Source organism: Sphingomonas sp. 1185 (assembly GCF_040544655.1).
Classification (GTDB): domain Bacteria; phylum Pseudomonadota; class Alphaproteobacteria; order Sphingomonadales; family Sphingomonadaceae; genus Sphingomonas.
Genome location: NZ_JBEPKL010000005.1, coordinates 111,079 through 129,746, shown reverse-complemented (window position 1 = coordinate 129,746; position 18,668 = coordinate 111,079). Strand labels below are relative to the sequence as shown.

Genomic DNA, 18,668 nt, shown 5'->3' with positions numbered 1-18,668 from the left:
CATCATGCGCCTCATGGACATGGCAAGCTGGCAGTCGCAATTGCGCAAGGGAGCGGCGGAACTGGTTCTGCTGACCGTCCTGTCGCGGGGCGAGGCTTATGGCCTGGAGATTCTCGCGCGCATCCGGTCGGCCGGTGAGTTGGTCAGCGAAGGCAGTCTCTACCCCCTGCTCAATCGGCTGGAGAAGGCCGGGCGAATCACCGGCCGCTGGGATTTGCCCGTCGAGGGCGGCAATCCGCGCAAATATTATCGCCTGACCGACGAGGGCGCCGTGCTGGCCGAAGCGATGCGCGCAGCCTGGATCGATTTTCGCACCACCATCACGACTCTCGTGGAGGATCAGCCATGACCGAGCCTGCCCGTATCATCGCCGACTATGTGCGCCGCCTGCGCTGGTCGCTCCAGGCGATCCCTTGCGAGGATCGCGAAGGAATCGTGCGCGAGATCGAAAGCCACCTGGCCGAAAGCCTGGCCGCCGGCCTGGAGCGCCTCGACGCCAGCATCGCCGCGCTTGGTGCGCCACATGCGCTCGCGGCGCGCTTCGTCCAGGAATATCGGCTGGCGGGGGCCTTGGGCGAAGATCGTCCGGCTCCGCTGATCGCGGCGATGCTGGTCCGGTCGGGGCGGAGCGCGGCAGCGTTTGGCGCCATGCTGGTGGCCATGCTACTCTATCTGTTTGCGCTGAGCTTCGCGGCGGTCGCGATCGTCAAGCCGCTCTTCCCCAGCCATGTCGGCCTATGGTCGCTGCCTCAGGGACCGGCATTCGGCATTCTGGCGGATACGCCCGCCACACCGGAGATAATCGGATTCTGGGTGCTGCCGATCGGAATTGCGGGCGCACTGGCCTGTTATGCGCTGGCCACCCTCATATTGCGGGGGACGGGGCGGCATCTCCTCCGCCGCGCCCCCGCCTTCTGACCTTCGATCAGCGCGAACCCCGCCCGCGCCGTTCGCCGCGGCGTTCCTTGCGATATTGCTTGGCGTGCGCCTTGGCGCGCTGCTTCAGCACGTCCTTGGGCGGGGGCCCGCGATCCTCGTCCTGGGGCAGGACGTCGCCGCGAATCTCGTCGAAGCCCAGCTGGTTCATCGATTCGGCGAAGTGGCTGGGCAGTTCGGCGGTCTGGTCGATGCGGCCGCCATCGGGATGGTCGACCCAGATGCGCCGGGCGTGCAGGTGCATCTTGCGGCTGATCCCGCCGGTCAGGAACGCCGCCGCGCCACCATATTTGCCATCACCGACGATCGGGTGCCCGATCGCCGCCATGTGCACGCGCAGCTGGTGGGTGCGCCCCGTAAAGGGCTGCAGCTCGACCCAGCAGCAGCGGTTGCCCGCCCGCTCGATCACCCGGTAGCGCGAGCGCGCCGCCTGGCCATTCTCCTCGTCGACATGCATCTTCTCGCCGCCGGTGCCCGGCTGCTTGGCGATGGGCAGCTCGATCGTGCCGTCCTCGATCGAGGGGACGCCGACGACCAGCGCCCAATAGATCTTCTTGGCGGTCCGCCCCGAAAACGCCTTGGCGAAGAATGCCGCCGCGCGGGCATTGCGCGCGACGAGCAGCGCGCCCGAGGTATCCTTGTCGAGCCGGTGGACCAGCTTGGGCCGCCCCTCCGCCTCGAATTGCAGCGCGTCGAGCAGGCCGTCGACATGGGTGGTCGTCTTCGTGCCCCCCTGAGTCGCCAGGCCCGGCGGCTTGTTCAGGACCAGCGCGTCGCGGTCCTTGTGGATGACCATCTCGCGCGCGAACGACTCCTCGTCCTCGGACAGCACGTTGCGCGGCCGCATCGTCGGCTTGCTGCTTTCGGCGGGGGCCGGCTCGGCGGGCGGGACACGCAGGACCTGGCCCGCGACGATCCGGTCGCCGGGCGTGGCGCGCGCGCCGTCGACGCGCAGCTGGCCGGTGCGGGCCCATTTGGCGACGGTGGTGAAGCTGGTGTCGGGCAGATGCCGCTTGAACCAGCGATCCAGCCGGATGCCGTCATCGTCATAGCCGACCGTGAATTGGCGGACAAAGTCCGTCATGCGAAAATCCTCGTCATCCATAGCCCCGCCCACAGCGCGGCCAGCGAACCCAATAATGACAGCGCGACATAACCCAGCGCCATCGCCCCCTGCCCCCGCTCGATCAGCGTGATGGTATCCAGCGAAAAGGCCGAGAAGGTCGTATAGCCCCCCAGCACCCCGACGCCCAGAAACAGCCGCCAGCCTTCGCTGCTCCCCATGCGCGCCAGCACCCCGGCCAGCACGCCCATGGCGAGACATCCGATCCAGTTGACCGCCAGCGTGCCGAACGGAAAACCGGGGCCGAGTGCATCGGTCAGCACCCGCCCCGTCAAATACCGTCCCCCCGAGCCCAGCGCGCCGCCCAGCATCACGAGAAGAAGCGGTGACATAATCCGCTTTCCCTAGCGCAACCCCGCGCGATGCGCAAAGGACAAGCGATCAGCCGCCCTTGACCACCAGATCGACATCGCTGCCGCCCTCCGCGCGAGGGGTCGCATAGAGGATATAGGCCGCCTCGCCGCGCGTGCCGCCCAGGACATGCTGCGTCCCGTCCATCTTGTGCTCGGCGGTATAGCCCGCCTGGACGGCGCGGGTGTAATAATAGTCGACGACCTTGCCCACCCCGCCCCCGGCGCGGAAGCTGACGATACGCAAGCCGCAACCAGGGGCGTCGTTGCCCGCCGCCTCCGCCAGCCGGCTGCCCGGATAGGGTGCGAAGGCCCCCGGCAACCGCCCGGCCCAGCCCGCCGCATAACGCAGGCCCGACAGGCACCCGGCATTGCGCGCCTGTTGCCCCGCCAGCGCGGCCAGCGTGTAGGCCCTGGTCGAGGCACGGCATTCGGGGCAGTCGCGCGTCGGCGCGGGCGCGGCCTTCAAGGTGCGCGCATCGACCGGATCGGCGGGCGGCGGCATCGCGGGAAGCTGGTCGGTCACGGGGCGATTCGGCGGACGCACCGCATTGGCGTTGGCGCTCTGGGTCAGGCCGGGATCGACCATGATCTGCCCCGCCAGCGCCTCGCGAAGCTGCGGATCACGCGCCGGGCTGCCGTCGTTCATCGCGGCCAGTTCGTTATCGAGCGCGTTCAGCTGCGCATCGTCGTCGGACGCGCCGCCGCCACAGGCGGCAAGTAGCAGACAAACCAGCGGGATCAGGATTCGCGGCGACACGGCAATCATGGCGTTACCCCTAGCATGACGATGCCAGCCGGTCGTTAACGCGCCCGCCGCCGCCGTCCCGTGACGGGATGAGCTTCGCCGCGACTTGTGAATCGCATGGCCGCTCTCCATCTTGATTCCATGCTGAACCTGTTCTCGATCGTCATCGGCCTCGTCGCGCTTCTGCTCGGGATCGTGCCGTTCCTGCCCTTCTTCGCTTGGGGCTATTGGTTCGTCATTCCTATCGCGATCGTCGGCGCGGCGATCGGCGCGCTGTCGTCGCGCAGCAGCGGGCGGAACCTCAACCTGATCCTGATCCTGATCTTCGGCCTGCGCCTGATGCTGGGCGGCGGCCTGATCTGAACGCAAAACGGCCCGGCGGGTGTCCCCGCCGGGCCGTCCTGACGTCCGGGCCGCCCGATCAGCGGCAGCGGACCTGACCGCGGTCGATCTGCCGCCCCAGCAGCGCGCCGCCGCCCGCACCGATCACCGTGCCCAGCAGCCGCGAACCGCCGCCCGCGATCACATTGCCCAGCGCGCCGCCCGCCACGCCGCCGATCACCAGACCCGTGGTGCCGTCGTTGCGGCGGCAATAATAGCGCCCGTTCATGCCGCGATAGATGCGGTCGTTGCGACCGAGCGTACGCGGCTGATAGAAGCGGCCGTCGCGATAATAGCGCTCGGGATAATAGCCGCGCTGGCCCGGCTCGAACCGGTTATAGTCATAGTTGCGCCAGCGGACGTTGCGCATGTCGCGGCGATAATCCTTGCGCGCATCGCGCACATCCTCGCGATATTCGCGGCGGGCGTCCCGAATATCCCGGCGCGAATCGGCGTTGCGGACGTCGCGATTATAGTCCCGGCGCGCATCGCGAATGTCTTCGCGATATTCCTGCCGCGCTTCCCAACCATTGCGCTGCGCTTCGGCAGGCAGGGCGGCAAATGCGGTGGCGGCCATGGCAACCGACAACAGAGCGATACGCATAACTCAACTCCCGATGATGATGCCGATAAAACCCGTCATCTTTCAAACTGTTGCGTGAACCGGAAACTACTTGCCGTTCACCGGAGGGACAGGCGCCCTCCCCGCCCGACCACGAAAAAGGGCGCCACCCGCAGGTGACGCCCCTTTGACAGCCCAATGCGTCGTCGGATCAGCGGCAGCGGCGATTGCTCGTGCCGCGCTCGATCTCGCGACCGGCCAAGGCGCCCACGGCGGCACCGCCCAGCGTACCCAGCGTGCGATCGCCGCGCGTGTCGATCGTCCGGCCCAGCAGCGCACCCGCGACGCCGCCGACGACCAGGCCGGTGGTGCCGTCCGGCTTGCGGCAGCGGACGCGGCCGCGATCGTCACGCCATTCGCGATACTTGTAGCGGCGCTGCGCATCGGCGGCGGTGGCCGGCAGGACCAGCGAGGGGACGACCATGGCGGTGCAGCCCAGAGCAAGCATCAATTTGCGCATGAGATATATCCTTCCAATTTGATCTGATGCCGTAACGTCCGCATTCTACTGTCCGTTGCATGAACATGAGATAACGCCGCATTCATCTTCGCCGCGCCCTTTCCGACCCCGGTCCGTCGCTCTAGGGTCGCGCGATGCTGCCCGAACCGACCGCCATGCTGCCCGCCGTCATGCCCTGGCTCGACCTGGCGGGCCTGGCCGTCTTTGCCGTGTCGGGCGCGCTGGCTGCGGCCCGGCATCGCCAGACGATGGTGACGCTGGTCTTCTTCGCGCTGATCACCGGGGTCGGCGGAGGCACGCTGCGCGACCTGCTGATCAATGCGCCGGTCTTCTGGGTGCATGATCCGCGCGTGCCGCTCGTCTGCCTGGTCGCCGCCGTCGCGGTCTGGGCGACGCCCGCACGCTGGTGGCGGGGCAGCGCGCTCGACTGGTTCGACGCGGTGGGGCTGGCGGCCTATGCCGTCTATGGCGCGGCCAAGGCGAGCGGCTATGGCATCTCGCCGATCCCGGCCGCGATGCTGGGCGTGGTGTCGGCCTGTGTCGGCGGCATCATCCGCGACGTGATCGCGGGGGAGCCGTCGATCCTGATGCGGCCCGAACTCTACGTCACCGCCGCCGCGCTGGCCTCGACCAGCTATGTGCTGCTCAGCGCGCTCGGCGTGCCGGGGGCCGGTCCGATCGCCGCGCTGGCGGGATTCGCCCTGCGCGGGGCGGCGATCCGGTATCGGCTCGCCTTGCCCGCCTATCCGGCCAAGGGGTAGGATTGGGGGTGGATTCCTCTTGGCCTTCGACCGCGCTCGGCCCGAGACGTCGAAGGCCATGCCCCCTCGCCTCACCGACCCAGCATCAACTCCGGACGCACCACCCGGTCGAACGTCGCTTCGTCGACCAGCCCCAGTTCCAGCCCGGCCTCCTTCAGCGTCTGTCCCTTGTGATGCGCGTGCTTGGCGATCTTGGCGGCATTGTCATAGCCGATCTCCGGGGCCAGCGCGGTCACCAGCATCAGCGAGCGGTCGAGCAAGTCGGTGATCCGGTCGCGATTGACCGTCATGCCCTCGACGGTCCGCTCGGCGAAACTCTCCATGCCGACCGACAGCAAATGGATCGAACGCAGCACATTCGCACCGATCAACGGCTTGAACACATTGAGTTCCAGATGCCCCTGTAGCCCGCCGACCGTGACGGCGGCATTGTTGCCGATCACCTGCGCGGCGACCATGGTCAGCATCTCGTTCTGGGTCGGGTTGACCTTGCCCGGCATGATCGAGCTGCCCGGTTCGTTGGCCGGAAGCTCCAGCTCGCCCAGCCCCGAGCGCGGGCCGGAGCCCAGCAGGCGGATGTCGTTGGCGATCTTGGTCAGCGCCACGGCGAGGACATTCAAGGTGCCGTGCAGGTCGACCAGCCCGTCATTGCTCGCCAGCGCCTCGAACTTGTTGGGCGCGGTGACGAAGTCGAGCCCGGTCGCCTCGGCGATTTCCGCCGCGATCGCCTCGGCAAAGCCATGCGGCGCGTTCAGCCCGGTGCCGACCGCCGTACCGCCCTGCGCCAGCGGCAGGATATTGCGGTGGAGCGTCCCCTCGATCCGGGCGCGGGCATTGGCCAACTGCTGGACATAACCCGAAAATTCCTGGCCCAGCGTCAGTGGGGTCGCGTCCTGCAAATGGGTGCGGCCGATCTTGACGATCGAATCCCATTCCTTCGCCTTGGCATCCAGCGCGGCGTGCAGCCGGTCGAGCGCGGGATAAAGCTGCCGCGTCACGGCCAGCGCGGCGGCGACGTGCAGCGCGGTCGGGAAAGTGTCGTTGGACGACTGGCCGCGATTCACATCGTCATTGGGGTGGACGGGGCTCTTGCCGCCGCGCGTGCCGGTCAGGATTTCATTGGCGCGGCCCGCAATCACCTCATTGGCGTTCATGTTGGACTGGGTGCCCGAGCCGGTCTGCCAGATGACCAGCGGGAACTGGTCGTCATGCCGCCCGTCGATCACCTCCTGCGCCGCCGCCTCGATCGCATCGGCCTTGTCCGCCGCCAGCCCGTGCCCGCGATTGATTCGCGCGGCGGCCTTTTTGACGATGGCGAGTGCATGGACGATGCCGATCGGCATCTGCTCGCGCGCGCCAAAGGGAAAGTTTTCCAGGCTCCGCTCGGTCTGCGCGCCCCAATAGGCATGGGCGGGGACTTCGATCGGGCCGATCGAATCGGTCTCGGTGCGGGTAGCGGTGGGGGTCTGGGTCATGGGCTAGGGACTCACCGGATGGGGAATGGGTTCCCGGTGAATATCAAGCCCTCTCCTCTCCGGGGAGAGGGTTGAGTGAGGGGTTGGGGCTTGGCAAGACAGGCGGAGTGCAGGCCCGGCCCCAACCCCTCACCCCGGCCCTCTCCCCGAGGGGGAGAGGGAGAAGGGTCTCGTCCTTCTCCGCTTCCGCTTTACTTCTTCCGCTTGAAATCCACCGCGACGACGTTGCTGCCGTCCTCGACCGGCTTGGCGACCGGCTCGTCATTCTCGGCCGAATCATGCGGATCGGGATCGCCCTGGGGATCGTCTGCGACATGGAAGCCCAGCTCGAACTGCACTTCCGGGTCATGGAAGCGGGTGATCGCCGAATAGGGAATCACCAGCTTCGACGGCACCTGGTTGAAGCTGAGGCCGACCGAGAAGCGATTCTCGTCCACCGTCAGGTCCCAGAAGCGATTCTGGAGGACGATGGTCATTTCGTCCGGGAATCGCTCGACCAGCCGCTGCGGGATGTCGACGCCCGGCGCCTGGGTCTTGAAAGTGATGTAGAAATGGTGGGTGCCGGGCAGATGCCCCGTCTCCGCCACCGGGCCGAGTACACGCCCCACCACGGCGCGCAGGGCCTCCTGCACGATGTCGTCATAGGGGATGAGGCTGTCGGGCAATCCTTCGGTCATGGCTCATGGACTAGCGGCCTTTGATCGCGGGTCAAGATTGCATGGGACGGATAGGTGTTTAAGGGAGGGGCCATGCGCACCGCCTCCGTCCACCGCGCCACCGCGGAAACCGTCATCGACGTCACCGTCAATCTCGACGGCACCGGCGTCTATCAGAACGCCACCGGCATCGGCTTTCTCGACCATATGCTCGACCAGCTGTCGCGGCATTCGCTGATCGACCTGTCGGTCAAGGTCGAGGGCGACCTGCATATCGACGGGCATCACACGACCGAGGACAGCGCGCTGGCGATCGGACAGGCCTTTGCCAAGGCGCTGGGCGACAAGCGTGGCATCTATCGCTACGGCGAGGCGCTGTCGCCGATGGACGAGGTGCTGACCCGCACCGCGCTCGACATTTCGGGGCGGCCCTGGCTGGTGTGGAAGGTGCCGTTCACCAACCCGATGCTGGGCACGCTCCAGACCGAGATGATCGAGCACTGGTTCCACAGCTTCGCGCAGGAGGCGGGCATCACGCTGCACGTCGAGCTGCTGCACGGCCACAACAACCATCACATCGCCGAGAGCGTCTTCAAGGGCCTGGCGCGCGCCCTGCGGATGGCGGTCGAGATCGACCCGCGCAAGGCCGACGCCATCCCCTCGACCAAGGGCATGCTGTGACGCTGGCGCTGATCGACATCGAGTCGGGCAATCTCCACTCGGTCGACAATGCCCTGCGCGCGGCGGGGGCGAGCGATGTCGTCATCACCGCCGACCCGGATGTGATCGCCAAGGCCGACCGGATCGTCCTGCCGGGCGTCGGTGCGTTCGGGGCGTGCGCGGCGAATTTGCGCGCGGTCGACGGGCTGGAAGAGGCGCTGCGCGAGGCCGCCCTCACCCGTGCCCGCCCCTTTCTGGGCATTTGCGTTGGTATGCAGCTGCTCGCCGACACGGGCGAGGAGATGGGTGAGCATCGCGGCCTGGGCTGGATTCGCGGCCGGGTCGCGCGACTCGCTCCCTCCGACCCGGCGGCCAAGGTCCCGCATATGGGCTGGAACGATGTCCGCCCGACGCGCGACCACCCGCTGATCGTACCGGGCGAGGCCTATTTCCTCCACAGTTTTGCCTTTACCGGCGAGCATGTGCTGGCGACCACCGACCATGCAGGCCCCGTCACCGCCGCGATCGGTCGCGACACGGTGGTCGGCGCGCAATTCCACCCCGAGAAGAGCCAGCGTTATGGCCTCTCCTTCCTCACCCGTTTCCTGGAGTGGCATCCGTGAGCCTGATCGTCTTCCCCGCCATCGACCTGAAGGGCGGCCAAGTGGTGCGTCTGGCCGAGGGCGATATGGACCGCGCGACCGTTTATGGCGACGATCCCACCCATCAGGCGATGCTGTTCGCCGAGGCGGGCGCGCAGCATCTGCACGTCGTCGATCTCGACGGCGCCTTTGCGGGCGAGTCGGTCAATGGCGAGGCGGTGCAGGCCATCGTCAAAGCCTTTCCCGGTCACGTCCAGCTGGGCGGCGGCATCCGTAACCCTCAGAATGTCGAACGCTGGTTCGACCTGGGCGTCTCGCGCGTGGTGATCGGCACCGCGGCGCTGGAGAATCCCGACTTCGTGCGCGACATGGCCAGGGCCTATCCCGGCGGCATCGTCGTCGCGGTCGACGCCAAGGACGGCATGGTCGCCACGCGCGGCTGGGCGGACGTGTCGGACGTGTCGGTCGAGGATCTGGCGCGGCGGTTCGAGGATGCGGGCGTCGCCTCGCTGCTGTTTACGGACGTGGGCCGCGACGGGTTGCTCAAGGGCTGCAACGTGCCCGCGACCGTCGACCTGGCCCGCGCGGTCCGCATACCGGTGATCGCCAGCGGCGGCGTGGCGGGGATCGGCGACATCCATATGCTGGCGCTCCATCATCAGGACGGGGTCGAGGGCGTCATCACCGGCCGCGCGCTCTATGACGGGCGGCTCGATCTGGCGGCGGCGCTGTCGGTGGCGGCGGCCGCATGACCGTCCGGGCACGCGTCATCCCCTGCCTCGACGTCGCCAACGGGCGCGTGGTCAAGGGCGTCAACTTCGTCGACCTGATCGATGCGGGCGATCCCGTCGAGCAGGCACGCGCCTATGACGCGGCGGGCGCGGACGAGCTGTGCTTTCTCGACATCACCGCCAGCCATGAGGCGCGCGGCACCATATTGGACGTGGTGCGGCGGACGGCGGCGGTGTGCTTCATGCCGCTGACCGTCGGCGGCGGGGTGCGCACGGCGGAGGATGCGCGCGCGCTGCTGCTGGCAGGGGCGGACAAGGTGGCGGTTAACTCCGCCGCGGTCAGCCGCCCGGAAGTCGTCTCGGACATTGCCGAGCGATTCGGCAGCCAATGCTGTGTCGCCAGCGTCGATGCGCGGCGGACGGCGGATGGCTGGGAAGTGTTCACCCATGGCGGGCGGCGCGCGACCGGGATCGATGCGGTCGAACATGCGCTGCGCCTGGCCGAACTGGGCGCGGGCGAGTTGCTGGTCACCTCGATGGACCGCGACGGGACGCGGGGTGGATACGACCTCGACCTGATCCGCACGATCGCCGATCGGACCAGCGTGCCGGTCGTGGCGTCGGGCGGCGTCGGCGGGCTGGACGATCTGGTCGCGGGCGTGCGCGACGGCCATGCCTCGGCGGTGCTGGCGGCATCGATCTTCCATTTCGGCGATGCATCGATCGCGGACGCCCACCGCGCGCTCGCGGCGGCGGGGGTGCCGGTTCGGGCGCATTGAGGTTCGCGCGGCGGCGCGGGGTTTGGTTTCCGGGCGGTCAGCTTGGTGCTCTTCGATCGTCCCCGTTCGCGCTGAGCGAAGTCGAAGCGCACGCCCTGCCCTTTGCCGCGCCGGGTTCCCGTGGCCTTCGACGTCGCTCAGGCTGAACGGAGGGGTTGCGGAGTCATCGCTTTCGATCGGGAGACCTTCCCACATTCGAAGCGCGGGCCAGCGCCCGCCCCAAATCGAAACCCTCCGCGCCTCCGCGCCTCCGCGCGAACCAAAAACCTTCGCGGCTTCGCGTGGAATCTCTCCCGATGACCGCCGCCGCACAGGCTGCTAAACATCCCCTATGCCACTCGCCATCATGACCCCGGCCAATGGCCATAGCGGCGTCGTCCGCCTGCGCAGCCATCCCGAGTTGTCGGACATCGCGCTGTTCGTCTTCGCGATCGGCGCGATCTGGTTTTTGCGGCGTGCGCTGCGTCGCCGGAATCGCAAGGATTGACGCCGCCCGCCGCCTGCGCCACCCACGCCGCCATGGACATGCTCGACCGCCTCGAAGCCACGATCCGCGCGCGCCGGGACGAGGGCGACGCCGCCACTTCCTACGCCGCCAGCCTGTTCGCCAAGGGGCGGCCCAAGATCGCGCAGAAACTGGGCGAGGAAGCGGTGGAAACCATCATCGCCGCCATGGCGCAGCCCGACAAGATCGTGTCCGAGGCCGCCGACCTGCTCTTCCACCTGATCGTGCTGTTGACCGATGCGGGGTTGTCGCTGGACGATGTCCGCGCCGAACTCGCGCGGCGCGAAGGCATATCGGGCCACGACGAAAAGGCCGCGCGCGCCCGCTGATCCCACGGAGATTATCGATGCCGATCGACGCCACGCTTCCCTATGACGACCAGAATATCTTCGCGAAGATCCTGCGCGACGAAATCCCCTCGAAGCGCGTCTATGAGGATGAATGGGCGGTCGCCTTCCACGATATCGCGCCGCACGCCCCGACGCATATCCTGGTGATCCCGCGCGGCCCCTATGTGTCGTGGGACGATTTCTCGACGCGCGCCAGCGAGGCGGAGATTGCGGGCTTCGTCCGCGCGGTCGGCCATGTCGCACGCGAGGCGGGCGCGGTGGCGCCGGGTTACCGCCTGCTGGCGAATATCGGCCCGGACGCCGGGCAGGAGGTGCCCCATCTCCATGTCCATATCCTGGCGGGCAAGCCGCTCGGCCCGATGCTGGCGCGCTGATCGGGCCACTTGGCCCTCCTCCTGCCGGGCGAGGGGCTTTAAACGCACGCCTTTCTCCTCCCCTGACCGCATCGGCTGCGTCTTAGGGATTGCGCGTAATAAAATTGCAGCTAACTTCCCGGATCATTCACCGAACGCCGGGTACGCCCCCTGTCGGGGCGGCCCTTCCCTTGGGGGGATTGGACATTCATGATTTTCGGGCGCGTTAAGCCTCTGGACGCCATTCTGGCGACCGCTGAGAAGAAGGGGCTGCAACGATCGCTAGGCGCGTTCCAGCTGACCATGCTGGGCATCGGCGCCGTCATCGGCACGGGCATCTTCGTCCTCACCTCCGAAGCCGCGCAAAAGGCGGGGCCGGGCATGATGCTGTCCTTCGTGCTGGCGGGTTTCGTCTGCGCGGTGGCGGCGCTGTGCTATTCCGAACTGGCCTCGATGGTGCCGGTCGCGGGGTCGGCCTATACCTATACCTATGCGGTCATGGGCGAACTGCTCGCCTGGATGGTCGGCTGGGCGTTGATCCTGGAATATGCGGTCGGCGCGTCCGCCGTCGCGGTCGGCTGGTCGGGTTATGTGGTGGGGCAGATCCGCAACCTGCTGGGCATCGACATACCGATGGAATGGGTCAACGGCCCCTCCTCGGGCGGTTACATCAACCTGCCCGCCGTCATCATCTCGCTGCTGGTCACCTGGCTGCTCGTCGTCGGCACGACCGAGAGCGCGCGCGTCAATGCGATCCTGGTCGCGATCAAGGTCGCCGCGCTGACCCTGTTCATCGCGCTGTCGGTGCCGGTCATGAACGGCGCGCATTTCGAACCCTTCATGCCGACCGGACTGACCGGCGTCGCGGGGGCGGCGGCGTCGATCTTCTTCGCCTATGTCGGCTTCGACGCGGTGTCGACCGCCGCCGAGGAAACCAAGAATCCGCAGCGCAACGTGCCGATCGGCCTGATCGCCTCGCTGCTGTTCTGCACCATCTTCTACCTGCTGGTATCGGCGGGCGCGATCGGATCGCCGCTGGGCGCACAGCCGGTGCGGGACGCCGCGGGCGTCCTGCTGTCGCCGGGCACGTCGGAACTGGCCGATCGCTGCAAGGCGATCGTCGCGGGCGGCGCGGCCGAGCCGCTATCCTGCTCGCGCGAGGCGCTGGCGCATGTGCTGCGTACCATCGGCTGGGAAAAGATCGGCAACCTGATCGGCCTCGCCGCCACGCTGGCGCTGCCCTCGGTCGTGCTCATGATGATGTTCGGCCAGACCCGCGTGTTCTTTACCATGGCGCGCGACGGCCTGCTGCCCGAAAAGCTCGCCTCGGTGCATCCGCGCTATCGCACCCCGCACGTCGTGACGATCGTCACCGGCATCGCCGCGACCATCGCCTCGGCCTTCCTGCCGGTCGGCAAGCTGGCCGACTATTCCAACTCGGGCACGCTGTTCGCCTTCTTCATGGTGGCGCTGTCGGTGATGGTGCTGCGCCGGACCGATCCGGGCCGCAAGCGCCCCTTCCGCACCCCGGCGGTGTGGATCGTCGCCCCCGCCGCGATGATCGGGTGCGCCTATCTGTACTTCTCGCTGCCGCTGATCGCGATCCTGGTCCTGCCGGGCTGGGGCGCGGTCGGCCTGCTGATCTACTTCCTCTACAGCCGCAAGCGCAGCCATGTCGGGCGCGGCATCATCGACGTGGTCGAGGATCCCGCGATGCAGCCGGAGGTCGCCCGGCCGCTCGATCGCTGATCGGTTTCACGACCATGGAAAAGGGCCGGAGGAGCGATCCTCCGGCCCTTTCTGTTTGGGGCCTTGCCGTTCCCCCCAGGCCAAGGCCCGGGGGAGGATGGCGGATTACAGGCTGGCGGCGAGCGCCTTCAGATCGACCTGCGGGCGCGCGCCGAAATGGCTGATGATCTCGGCCGCGCAGACGGCGCCCAGGGTCAGCGAGGCCTGAAGGTCCCGGCCATGCGTCTGGCCATGGAGGAAGCCCGCCGCGAACAGGTCGCCCGCGCCCGTCGTGTCGACCACCTTGTCCACCGGCTGGGCGGGCACGGTCACGCGCTCGTCGCCGCGCACCGCCAGCGCGCCCTTTTCGGCGAGCGTGACGACCAGCGTCTCGACCTTGTCCTTCAGGAAGGTGATCGCGGCCTCGACATCCGCCGTCTCGGTCAGCGCGACGATCTCGGTCTCGTTGGCGAAGATCACGTCGATCAGCCCGGCATCGATCAGCGCATGGAAATCGGCGCGGTGGCGGTCGATGACGAACTCGGCCGAGGCGGTGAAGGCGATCTTGCGATCCGCCTCGCGCGCGACCTGGATCGCGGCGCGCATCGCGGCGCGCGGCTCTTCGGGATCCCAGAGATAGCCCTCGATATAGAGATAGGCGGCATCGGCGATCAGCGCGCGGTCGAGCACCTGGGCAGGCAGGTAGTGCGACGCGCCCAGGAAGGTGTTCATCGTCCGCTGCCCGTCGGGGCTGACGAAGATCATGCAGCGGCCCGTCGTCGGCTGCCCGGCGCGGACCGGCGTGTCGTAGCGGACGCCCGCCGCCCGGATGTCATGCGCGAAGACCTCGCCCAGCTGGTCGTCGGCGACCTGGCCGATGAACGCGGTCTTGCCGCCCAGCGCCGCGATCCCCGCCAGCGTATTGGCCGCCGAGCCGCCCGAAATCTCGCGCCCCGGCCCCATCTTGGCATAAAGCGCATCTGCCTCTTCGGGCGAGAAGACCAGCTGCATCGCGCCCTTGGTCATGCCGTTTTCAGCGATGAAGTCATCCTCGGCCGGGCTGAGGATGTCGACGATGGCATTGCCGATCGCCACCACGTCGTAAGTGGGGTTGGTCAAGAAAGGGACTCCGGGAAAAAGCTGTGATGCCGCCGCCCTAGTCAGCGCGCTACCCCCGCGCAAGGGAGGCGCGGACGCCGCCGCCGCGCATTGACTCAAGCCTTGGCGCCGCGCCATTCCCGACGCCATGATCCGCGCCTTTTTCCTGTCGCTGGCCCAGCTTGGCGATCCTGCGATCCGCCGCGTGCTGTTTCGCTCGCTGGCGGTCACGCTCGCCCTGTTCGCGGGTGCCGGGATCGGTTTGTGGTGGGGCGTGCGCGCGGCGCTGAGCGGGTGGCTGGGCGCGCAGGCGGGCGGATGGTCGGCCGCGCTGACCGTGGTGGTCGAACTGCTGGCCTTCTGGCTCGCCTTTCGGGCGGTGGCGGTCGCGGTGGTCGGCCTGTTCGCCGACGATATCGTCGCCGCGGTCGAGGCGCGCCATTATCCCGACCGGCTGGCAAGCGCGCGGCCGGTGCCCTTCGCGCGCGGGGTCGCCATGGGGCTGGGGTCGGCGGGGCGCGTGATCGCGATCAACCTGATCCTCTTGCCGCTCTATATAGTCCTGCTGGCGACCGGGGTGGGTACGGCGGCGGCCTTTCTGGTCGTCAATGGCTGGCTGCTCGCGCGCGATCTGGGCGACATGGTGGCGGCGCGACACATGGACCGGGCCGCCATGCGTCGCTGGCGCAAGGCGACCGGACCCGCGCGCTTCCTGTTGGGGCTTGCCGCCGCCGCCCTGTTCGTGGTTCCGGGGGTGAACCTGCTGGCCCCCGTCCTGGGGGCGAGCATGGCGACCCATTTCTTTCACATGAGACGTAAAGCATGAACCGCTCCTTCGCGCTGATGCTGCTGCCCCCGATCGCGCTGGCGGGCTGTACCGTACCGCAGACCGCCGCGCCGGTCCGCACCGGCGGCATGGCCCCGGTGCCGGTGCCCTATACCAGCGTCGGGCTGGAGCGGGTGCTGGGGCAGGACGCCGCCGGACTGACCAAGCTGTTCGGCACGGCCGATGCCGATGTGCGCGAGGGGACCGCGCGCAAGTTGCAATATCAGGGCCGCTTCTGCGTCCTCGATGCCTATCTCTACCCCAAGGACGGGGCCGAGCCGCGCGTCACCTATATCGACGCGCGCGAACCCGATGGCAGCGCGATCGACCGCGCCAGTTGTGTCGCGGCGCTGACCAGGCGTGACGGCGGGCGCTGACCGGCGGGCGGCACCGGCTTCTGGTGCGGATGGAGTGCGCCGCAGGTCCGGCGATGGCCGCGACCTGCCCATGACCGGGACACCAAGTGATTAACAAATCTTCATGATTTATGGGTGTTGCAAAAGGGTTCCGTGCATTTGCAAAAAATTGATGCGCTGCAGGAACAATTTTGCGGATCGAAGCGTATGCGCTATCGGGACGAAGAACAACGCCGCGTCTTGGCTGTAGTTCGCCATGGGAGATTATATATGATGAAGTTCCTGTCTGCCGTTGCTGCCACCGCTCTCGTCGCTGCTCCGGTCGCCGCTGCGCCGACCAACGCCGCTTCGAGCCTGTCGGTCGCCAAGTCGGTCCGCGCCTCGGCTCCGACCGCTAAGGGCAACAAGCTGGCCGGTGGCGGCATCCTCGCCGCGCTGATCGCTGCTGGCGTGGTCGCCATCGGCGTCGTCGCGATCGTCAAGGACGACAACTCGGACAGCAACTGATCGTCGGGGGCGGGTCTAGGCCCGCTCCGGCCATCATCGCATGGTGACATGCACGGAAAAGGGGGCCGTTTCGGCTCCCTTTTTTGTTGGCCGGGACAAGGGCTCAGGCGCCCCAGTCGGGGCCGTCCGGGTCGGGGAAGACATCATCGCCCTGGGCGGGCGCGTCCGGGCGTAGCGGCGGCAGGCTTGGCGGCTCGCCACCGAAGCGGACCCGGATATAGGCGACCGATCCGCTCAGCCCCTGAAAAACGGCCCGCACCACCTCGCCACGCCGGATCCGGGCGCCGATCAGCGGCGCGCGTTCGGCGGAGAGATAGCCGACCTGGACATCCCGCGCGCTGAACACCGCCACCGCATGGGGATCGTGCCGGTTGCGCGGCTCGGACCGCAGCGTCACGGGATCGCCGACGGCCGATGCCAGCAACTCGAAGCGCCGGTTGCTCCGCGCCTTGTCCTCATTGGGAAAGTCGATCCCGACCACGGCCAGCGTCAATTCATCCATGCGCCCCTAACTGGGTATCCCGGCCGCCCGGGTCCAGAGCCCTCCCAATCCGGGCCGGGCAGGCTATAGTGCAATCATCCTGTCCCATTCGGAGTATCCATGTCCGTTGCCGCCCTGGCGATGCTGCTCGCCGCCCAAAGCCCCGCCCCCGCCCCGACCGTCGCGCCTGTCCTGGCCAGCCCCGACGCGCGCGACGTGCACAGCTATGCCCGACCGCTGGAGGCGCGGGTCACGCATGTCTCGCTGAACCTCTATGCCGATTTCGACACCCATGTGATGCGCGGCATCGCGACCCTGTCGGTCGATGCCAGGCCGGATGCCCGGCAGCTGGTCGTCGACGACAACGGCCTGCGCATCGTCACCGTCACCGATGCGCAGAACCGGCCCCTGCCCTATACGGTCGGCGCGGTCGACAAGGTGCACGGCGCGCCACTGACCATCACGCTGAACGGCCAGCGGACGGTCAAGATCGCCTATGCCTCCGCGCCGGGGGCCAAGGCGCTGCAATGGCTGTCGCCCGAGCAGACGGCGGGCAAGAAACAGCCCTATCTGTTCAGCCAGGGCGAGGCGATCCTCAACCGCAGCTGGATTCCGACCCAGGATTCGCCCGGCATCCGCCAGACCTGGGACGCCACCGTCAACGCCCCCTGCGCGCTGACCGTGGTGATGAGCGGCGAGCGGACCGGCGAGACGCCCTGCAACAATGGCCGCCACACCGCCAGCTATCGCATGGACAAGCCGGTCGCCCCCTATCTGATTGCGCTCGCGATCGGCGACCTGAAGTTCAGGCCGCTCAGCGCCCATACCGGCATCTGGACCGAGCCCGCGATGCTCGACAAGGCGGCGTGGGAATTCGCCGGGCTCGACAAGTTCGTCACCGCCGCCGAGGGGCTGTACGGCCCCTATCGCTGGGGCCGCTATGACGTGCTGGTCCTGCCGCCCAGCTTTCCGTTCGGGGGCATGGAAAACCCGATGCTGACCTTCGCCACGCCGACCGTGCTGGCGGGCGACCGCAGCCTCGTCAGCCTGATCGCGCATGAGCTGGCGCATAGCTGGTCGGGCAATCTCGTCACCAACGCGACCTGGGACGATTTCTGGCTGAACGAGGGCTTTACCAGCTATTTCGAGAACCGGATCATGGAGTCGATGTACGGCAAGCGCCGCGCCGCGATGGAGGCGGACCTGGCCTGGACCGACATGCAGAACGCGGTGAAGGAAGCCGGTGGCCCGCAGTCGCCCGATACCAAGCTGCATCTCGACCTGAATGCCGCGCGCGATCCCGATGACGGCATGACCCAGATCGCCTATGACAAGGGCGCGACCTTCCTGCGGACGATCGAGTCCGTCGTCGGGCGCGCGCGCTGGGACGCGTATCTGCGCGGCTATTTCGACCGCCATGCCTTCCAGCCGCAGACCAGCGCTGGCTTCCTGGCCGATTTGCGCCAGAACCTGCTCAAGCCCGGCGAGGATGCCAGGATCGGCGTCGACCAATGGGTCTATCAGCCCGGCATTCCCGCCAATGCGGTCCATGTCCGCTCCGACGCCTTCCCCGCGATCGACGCGGCGGCCAGGGCCTTCGCGGCGGGTGGCCCGGTCTCGGCGGTGCCGGACAAGGTCACGACGCAGGAATATGTCCGCTTCCTCGACCAGTTGCCCCGCCAGCTGTCCGCCGAACGGCTCGCCGCGCTCGATGGCCGTTTCCATTGGAACGGGACGGGCAATAGCGAGATCCGCTTCGCCTGGCTGCGCCTCGCGCTCGCCAATCGCTATCCGCCCGCCGAGGCGTCGGCCGAGCAGTTCCTGACCGCGCAGGGCCGCCGCAAGTTCGTCGCACCGCTGTTCCAGCAGCTTCAGGGACAGGGCGAATGGGGCCAGGCGCTGGCCGGGCGGATCTATGACAAGGCGCGTCCCGGCTATCATTCGGTGACCCAGGTTACGGTCGACCGCTTGCTCGGACGATAAAACGAGCCTGCCGCGCGGCGAAACGAGGAACGAAAAACTCGTTTCGCCGCCGGATTTTCAAGTCATCGCCGCCGCAACACCGTTCACCGGATATGGTTGCGCCTGCGCTTTCCAACCCGTTTAGCCCCGGTTAATCGACACTCACACCGACATTCCGACCGGGGGGTCATGTGAAGTTCAAGGCATTTGCAGTGCGA

25 protein-coding genes are annotated in these 18,668 nt (G+C 67.7%); 16 read left to right on the top strand and 9 right to left on the bottom strand.

Annotated features, from left to right (window positions below):
* The first annotated feature begins 4 nt into the window (after window positions 1-4).
* Both ABIC44_RS06120 and ABIC44_RS06115 read left to right on the top strand, forming a co-directional pair.
* Window positions 5-349 (top strand): PadR family transcriptional regulator, encoded by a 345-nt coding sequence (locus ABIC44_RS06120; protein ID WP_354294299.1) that lies wholly within the window; start codon window positions 5-7, stop codon window positions 347-349.
* A complete protein-coding gene (locus tag ABIC44_RS06115) occupies window positions 346-918 on the top strand; it encodes an HAAS signaling domain-containing protein (protein WP_354294298.1) in 573 nt (190 codons plus the stop codon). Before ABIC44_RS06120 ends, ABIC44_RS06115 begins: the two co-directional genes overlap by 4 nt.
* A 7-nt stretch (window positions 919-925) precedes the next feature.
* Here the strand turns inward: ABIC44_RS06115 and ABIC44_RS06110 are convergent, their stop codons facing one another.
* From ABIC44_RS06110 to ABIC44_RS06100, 3 genes are read right to left on the bottom strand one after another with little or no spacing between them, the layout of a single operon-like run.
* The gene (locus ABIC44_RS06110) at window positions 926-2,020 is read right to left on the bottom strand and encodes an RluA family pseudouridine synthase (RefSeq protein ID WP_354294297.1); all 1,095 of its coding nucleotides are present in this window, start codon (window positions 2,018-2,020) and stop codon (window positions 926-928) included.
* Entirely contained in the window at window positions 2,017-2,391 is a 375-nt protein-coding gene (gene crcB, locus ABIC44_RS06105; RefSeq protein ID WP_354294296.1) for a fluoride efflux transporter CrcB, read from the bottom strand. The genes ABIC44_RS06110 and crcB overlap by 4 nt, the downstream gene beginning before the upstream one ends.
* Window positions 2,392-2,440: 49 nt before the next feature.
* Window positions 2,441-3,178 (bottom strand): hypothetical protein, encoded by a 738-nt coding sequence (locus tag ABIC44_RS06100; RefSeq protein ID WP_354294295.1) that lies wholly within the window; start codon window positions 3,176-3,178, stop codon window positions 2,441-2,443.
* Between the two features lie 96 nt (window positions 3,179-3,274).
* On the opposite strand from ABIC44_RS06100, the gene ABIC44_RS06095 reads away from it, so the two are divergent.
* Window positions 3,275-3,520 (top strand): hypothetical protein, encoded by a 246-nt coding sequence (locus tag ABIC44_RS06095; RefSeq protein ID WP_354294294.1) that lies wholly within the window; start codon window positions 3,275-3,277, stop codon window positions 3,518-3,520.
* A gap of 58 nt (window positions 3,521-3,578) precedes the next feature.
* Here ABIC44_RS06095 and ABIC44_RS06090 read toward each other — a convergent pair whose 3' ends face one another.
* Entirely contained in the window at window positions 3,579-4,142 is a 564-nt protein-coding gene (locus tag ABIC44_RS06090) for a glycine zipper 2TM domain-containing protein (RefSeq protein WP_354294293.1), read from the bottom strand.
* A 169-nt stretch (window positions 4,143-4,311) separates the two neighbouring features.
* On the bottom strand, window positions 4,312-4,620 hold the full coding sequence (locus ABIC44_RS06085; RefSeq protein WP_058715332.1) for a glycine zipper 2TM domain-containing protein: 309 nt from the start codon (window positions 4,618-4,620) through the stop codon (window positions 4,312-4,314).
* 134 nt (window positions 4,621-4,754) lie between these two features.
* Here ABIC44_RS06085 and ABIC44_RS06080 point away from each other — a divergent pair, with 134 nt between their 5' ends.
* A complete protein-coding gene (locus ABIC44_RS06080) occupies window positions 4,755-5,381 on the top strand; it encodes a trimeric intracellular cation channel family protein (protein ID WP_354294292.1) in 627 nt (208 codons plus the stop codon).
* 71 nt (window positions 5,382-5,452) lie between these two features.
* Here the strand turns inward: ABIC44_RS06080 and fumC are convergent, their stop codons facing one another.
* Together fumC and ABIC44_RS06070 are read right to left on the bottom strand one after the other, a co-directional pair.
* Window positions 5,453-6,856, bottom strand: coding sequence for a class II fumarate hydratase (gene fumC / locus ABIC44_RS06075; protein WP_354294290.1), 1,404 nt, complete (start codon window positions 6,854-6,856; stop codon window positions 5,453-5,455).
* Between the two features lie 191 nt (window positions 6,857-7,047).
* On the bottom strand, window positions 7,048-7,533 hold the full coding sequence (locus tag ABIC44_RS06070) for an SspB family protein (protein WP_261269238.1): 486 nt from the start codon (window positions 7,531-7,533) through the stop codon (window positions 7,048-7,050).
* A 72-nt stretch (window positions 7,534-7,605) separates the two neighbouring features.
* Between ABIC44_RS06070 and hisB the strand changes: the two genes are divergently transcribed.
* The 8 genes from hisB (at window position 7,606) to ABIC44_RS06030 (ending at window position 13,241) form a co-directional block, all read left to right on the top strand.
* The gene (hisB, locus tag ABIC44_RS06065) at window positions 7,606-8,193 is read left to right on the top strand and encodes an imidazoleglycerol-phosphate dehydratase HisB (protein ID WP_309692922.1); all 588 of its coding nucleotides are present in this window, start codon (window positions 7,606-7,608) and stop codon (window positions 8,191-8,193) included.
* Window positions 8,190-8,795, top strand: coding sequence for an imidazole glycerol phosphate synthase subunit HisH (gene hisH / locus ABIC44_RS06060; RefSeq protein WP_354294289.1), 606 nt, complete (start codon window positions 8,190-8,192; stop codon window positions 8,793-8,795). The genes hisB and hisH overlap by 4 nt, the downstream gene beginning before the upstream one ends.
* The gene (hisA, locus tag ABIC44_RS06055; protein WP_261269241.1) at window positions 8,792-9,526 is read left to right on the top strand and encodes a 1-(5-phosphoribosyl)-5-[(5-phosphoribosylamino)methylideneamino]imidazole-4-carboxamide isomerase; all 735 of its coding nucleotides are present in this window, start codon (window positions 8,792-8,794) and stop codon (window positions 9,524-9,526) included. Before hisH ends, hisA begins: the two co-directional genes overlap by 4 nt.
* Window positions 9,523-10,284 (top strand): imidazole glycerol phosphate synthase subunit HisF, encoded by a 762-nt coding sequence (gene hisF / locus ABIC44_RS06050; protein WP_175313885.1) that lies wholly within the window; start codon window positions 9,523-9,525, stop codon window positions 10,282-10,284. Before hisA ends, hisF begins: the two co-directional genes overlap by 4 nt.
* 331 nt (window positions 10,285-10,615) lie before the next feature.
* Entirely contained in the window at window positions 10,616-10,771 is a 156-nt protein-coding gene (locus tag ABIC44_RS06045; protein WP_307103050.1) for a hypothetical protein, read from the top strand.
* 32 nt (window positions 10,772-10,803) lie between these two features.
* The gene (locus ABIC44_RS06040) at window positions 10,804-11,118 is read left to right on the top strand and encodes a phosphoribosyl-ATP diphosphatase (RefSeq protein ID WP_354294359.1); all 315 of its coding nucleotides are present in this window, start codon (window positions 10,804-10,806) and stop codon (window positions 11,116-11,118) included.
* Between the two features lie 17 nt (window positions 11,119-11,135).
* A complete protein-coding gene (locus ABIC44_RS06035; RefSeq protein WP_354294287.1) occupies window positions 11,136-11,513 on the top strand; it encodes a histidine triad nucleotide-binding protein in 378 nt (125 codons plus the stop codon).
* Window positions 11,514-11,702: 189 nt separating this feature from the next.
* Window positions 11,703-13,241, top strand: a complete 1,539-nt coding sequence (locus ABIC44_RS06030) for an amino acid permease (RefSeq protein WP_307103046.1) — start codon at window positions 11,703-11,705, stop codon at window positions 13,239-13,241.
* A gap of 105 nt (window positions 13,242-13,346) precedes the next feature.
* Here ABIC44_RS06030 and ABIC44_RS06025 read toward each other — a convergent pair whose 3' ends face one another.
* Window positions 13,347-14,339 carry an adenosine kinase gene (locus ABIC44_RS06025; RefSeq protein WP_354294286.1) on the bottom strand — a complete coding sequence of 331 codons (993 nt, stop codon included), beginning with the start codon at window positions 14,337-14,339 and terminating at the stop codon, window positions 13,347-13,349.
* A gap of 127 nt (window positions 14,340-14,466) precedes the next feature.
* On the opposite strand from ABIC44_RS06025, the gene ABIC44_RS06020 reads away from it, so the two are divergent.
* The 3 genes from ABIC44_RS06020 to ABIC44_RS06010 all read left to right on the top strand — a co-directional run bounded on the left by ABIC44_RS06020 (window position 14,467) and on the right by ABIC44_RS06010 (window position 16,007).
* The gene (locus ABIC44_RS06020) at window positions 14,467-15,144 is read left to right on the top strand and encodes an EI24 domain-containing protein (protein WP_354294285.1); all 678 of its coding nucleotides are present in this window, start codon (window positions 14,467-14,469) and stop codon (window positions 15,142-15,144) included.
* Window positions 15,141-15,521, top strand: coding sequence for a hypothetical protein (locus tag ABIC44_RS06015; RefSeq protein WP_354294284.1), 381 nt, complete (start codon window positions 15,141-15,143; stop codon window positions 15,519-15,521). Before ABIC44_RS06020 ends, ABIC44_RS06015 begins: the two co-directional genes overlap by 4 nt.
* A 249-nt stretch (window positions 15,522-15,770) precedes the next feature.
* On the top strand, window positions 15,771-16,007 hold the full coding sequence (locus ABIC44_RS06010; protein ID WP_307103037.1) for a hypothetical protein: 237 nt from the start codon (window positions 15,771-15,773) through the stop codon (window positions 16,005-16,007).
* Between the two features lie 103 nt (window positions 16,008-16,110).
* On the opposite strand, the gene ABIC44_RS06005 is transcribed toward ABIC44_RS06010, so the two are convergent.
* Entirely contained in the window at window positions 16,111-16,509 is a 399-nt protein-coding gene (locus ABIC44_RS06005) for an HIRAN domain-containing protein (protein WP_354294282.1), read from the bottom strand.
* Window positions 16,510-16,608: 99 nt separating this feature from the next.
* On the opposite strand from ABIC44_RS06005, the gene ABIC44_RS06000 reads away from it, so the two are divergent.
* The gene (locus tag ABIC44_RS06000; protein ID WP_354294281.1) at window positions 16,609-18,471 is read left to right on the top strand and encodes a M1 family metallopeptidase; all 1,863 of its coding nucleotides are present in this window, start codon (window positions 16,609-16,611) and stop codon (window positions 18,469-18,471) included.
* The last annotated feature ends 197 nt before the right edge of the window (window positions 18,472-18,668 follow it).

Excerpts from the sequence above, each read along its gene's own strand:
- ABIC44_RS06120 (WP_354294299.1), top strand. The coding sequence starts at position 5 with ATGCGCCTCATGGACATGGCAAGCTGGCAGTCGCAATTGCGCAAGGGA.
- ABIC44_RS06115 (WP_354294298.1), top strand. The coding sequence starts at position 346 with ATGACCGAGCCTGCCCGTATCATCGCCGACTATGTGCGCCGCCTGCGC.
- ABIC44_RS06110 (WP_354294297.1), bottom strand. The coding sequence starts at position 2,020 with ATGACGGACTTTGTCCGCCAATTCACGGTCGGCTATGACGATGACGGC.
- crcB (WP_354294296.1), bottom strand. The coding sequence starts at position 2,391 with ATGTCACCGCTTCTTCTCGTGATGCTGGGCGGCGCGCTGGGCTCGGGG.
- ABIC44_RS06100 (WP_354294295.1), bottom strand. The coding sequence starts at position 3,178 with ATGATTGCCGTGTCGCCGCGAATCCTGATCCCGCTGGTTTGTCTGCTA.
- ABIC44_RS06095 (WP_354294294.1), top strand. The coding sequence starts at position 3,275 with ATGGCCGCTCTCCATCTTGATTCCATGCTGAACCTGTTCTCGATCGTC.
- ABIC44_RS06090 (WP_354294293.1), bottom strand. The coding sequence starts at position 4,142 with ATGCGTATCGCTCTGTTGTCGGTTGCCATGGCCGCCACCGCATTTGCC.
- ABIC44_RS06085 (WP_058715332.1), bottom strand. The coding sequence starts at position 4,620 with ATGCGCAAATTGATGCTTGCTCTGGGCTGCACCGCCATGGTCGTCCCC.
- ABIC44_RS06080 (WP_354294292.1), top strand. The coding sequence starts at position 4,755 with ATGCTGCCCGAACCGACCGCCATGCTGCCCGCCGTCATGCCCTGGCTC.
- fumC (WP_354294290.1), bottom strand. The coding sequence starts at position 6,856 with ATGACCCAGACCCCCACCGCTACCCGCACCGAGACCGATTCGATCGGC.
- ABIC44_RS06070 (WP_261269238.1), bottom strand. The coding sequence starts at position 7,533 with ATGACCGAAGGATTGCCCGACAGCCTCATCCCCTATGACGACATCGTG.
- hisB (WP_309692922.1), top strand. The coding sequence starts at position 7,606 with ATGCGCACCGCCTCCGTCCACCGCGCCACCGCGGAAACCGTCATCGAC.
- hisF (WP_175313885.1), top strand. The coding sequence starts at position 9,523 with ATGACCGTCCGGGCACGCGTCATCCCCTGCCTCGACGTCGCCAACGGG.
- ABIC44_RS06045 (WP_307103050.1), top strand. The coding sequence starts at position 10,616 with ATGCCACTCGCCATCATGACCCCGGCCAATGGCCATAGCGGCGTCGTC.
- ABIC44_RS06040 (WP_354294359.1), top strand. The coding sequence starts at position 10,804 with ATGGACATGCTCGACCGCCTCGAAGCCACGATCCGCGCGCGCCGGGAC.
- ABIC44_RS06035 (WP_354294287.1), top strand. The coding sequence starts at position 11,136 with ATGCCGATCGACGCCACGCTTCCCTATGACGACCAGAATATCTTCGCG.
- ABIC44_RS06030 (WP_307103046.1), top strand. The coding sequence starts at position 11,703 with ATGATTTTCGGGCGCGTTAAGCCTCTGGACGCCATTCTGGCGACCGCT.
- ABIC44_RS06020 (WP_354294285.1), top strand. The coding sequence starts at position 14,467 with ATGATCCGCGCCTTTTTCCTGTCGCTGGCCCAGCTTGGCGATCCTGCG.
- ABIC44_RS06015 (WP_354294284.1), top strand. The coding sequence starts at position 15,141 with ATGAACCGCTCCTTCGCGCTGATGCTGCTGCCCCCGATCGCGCTGGCG.
- ABIC44_RS06010 (WP_307103037.1), top strand. The coding sequence starts at position 15,771 with ATGATGAAGTTCCTGTCTGCCGTTGCTGCCACCGCTCTCGTCGCTGCT.
- ABIC44_RS06005 (WP_354294282.1), bottom strand. The coding sequence starts at position 16,509 with ATGGATGAATTGACGCTGGCCGTGGTCGGGATCGACTTTCCCAATGAG.
- ABIC44_RS06000 (WP_354294281.1), top strand. The coding sequence starts at position 16,609 with ATGTCCGTTGCCGCCCTGGCGATGCTGCTCGCCGCCCAAAGCCCCGCC.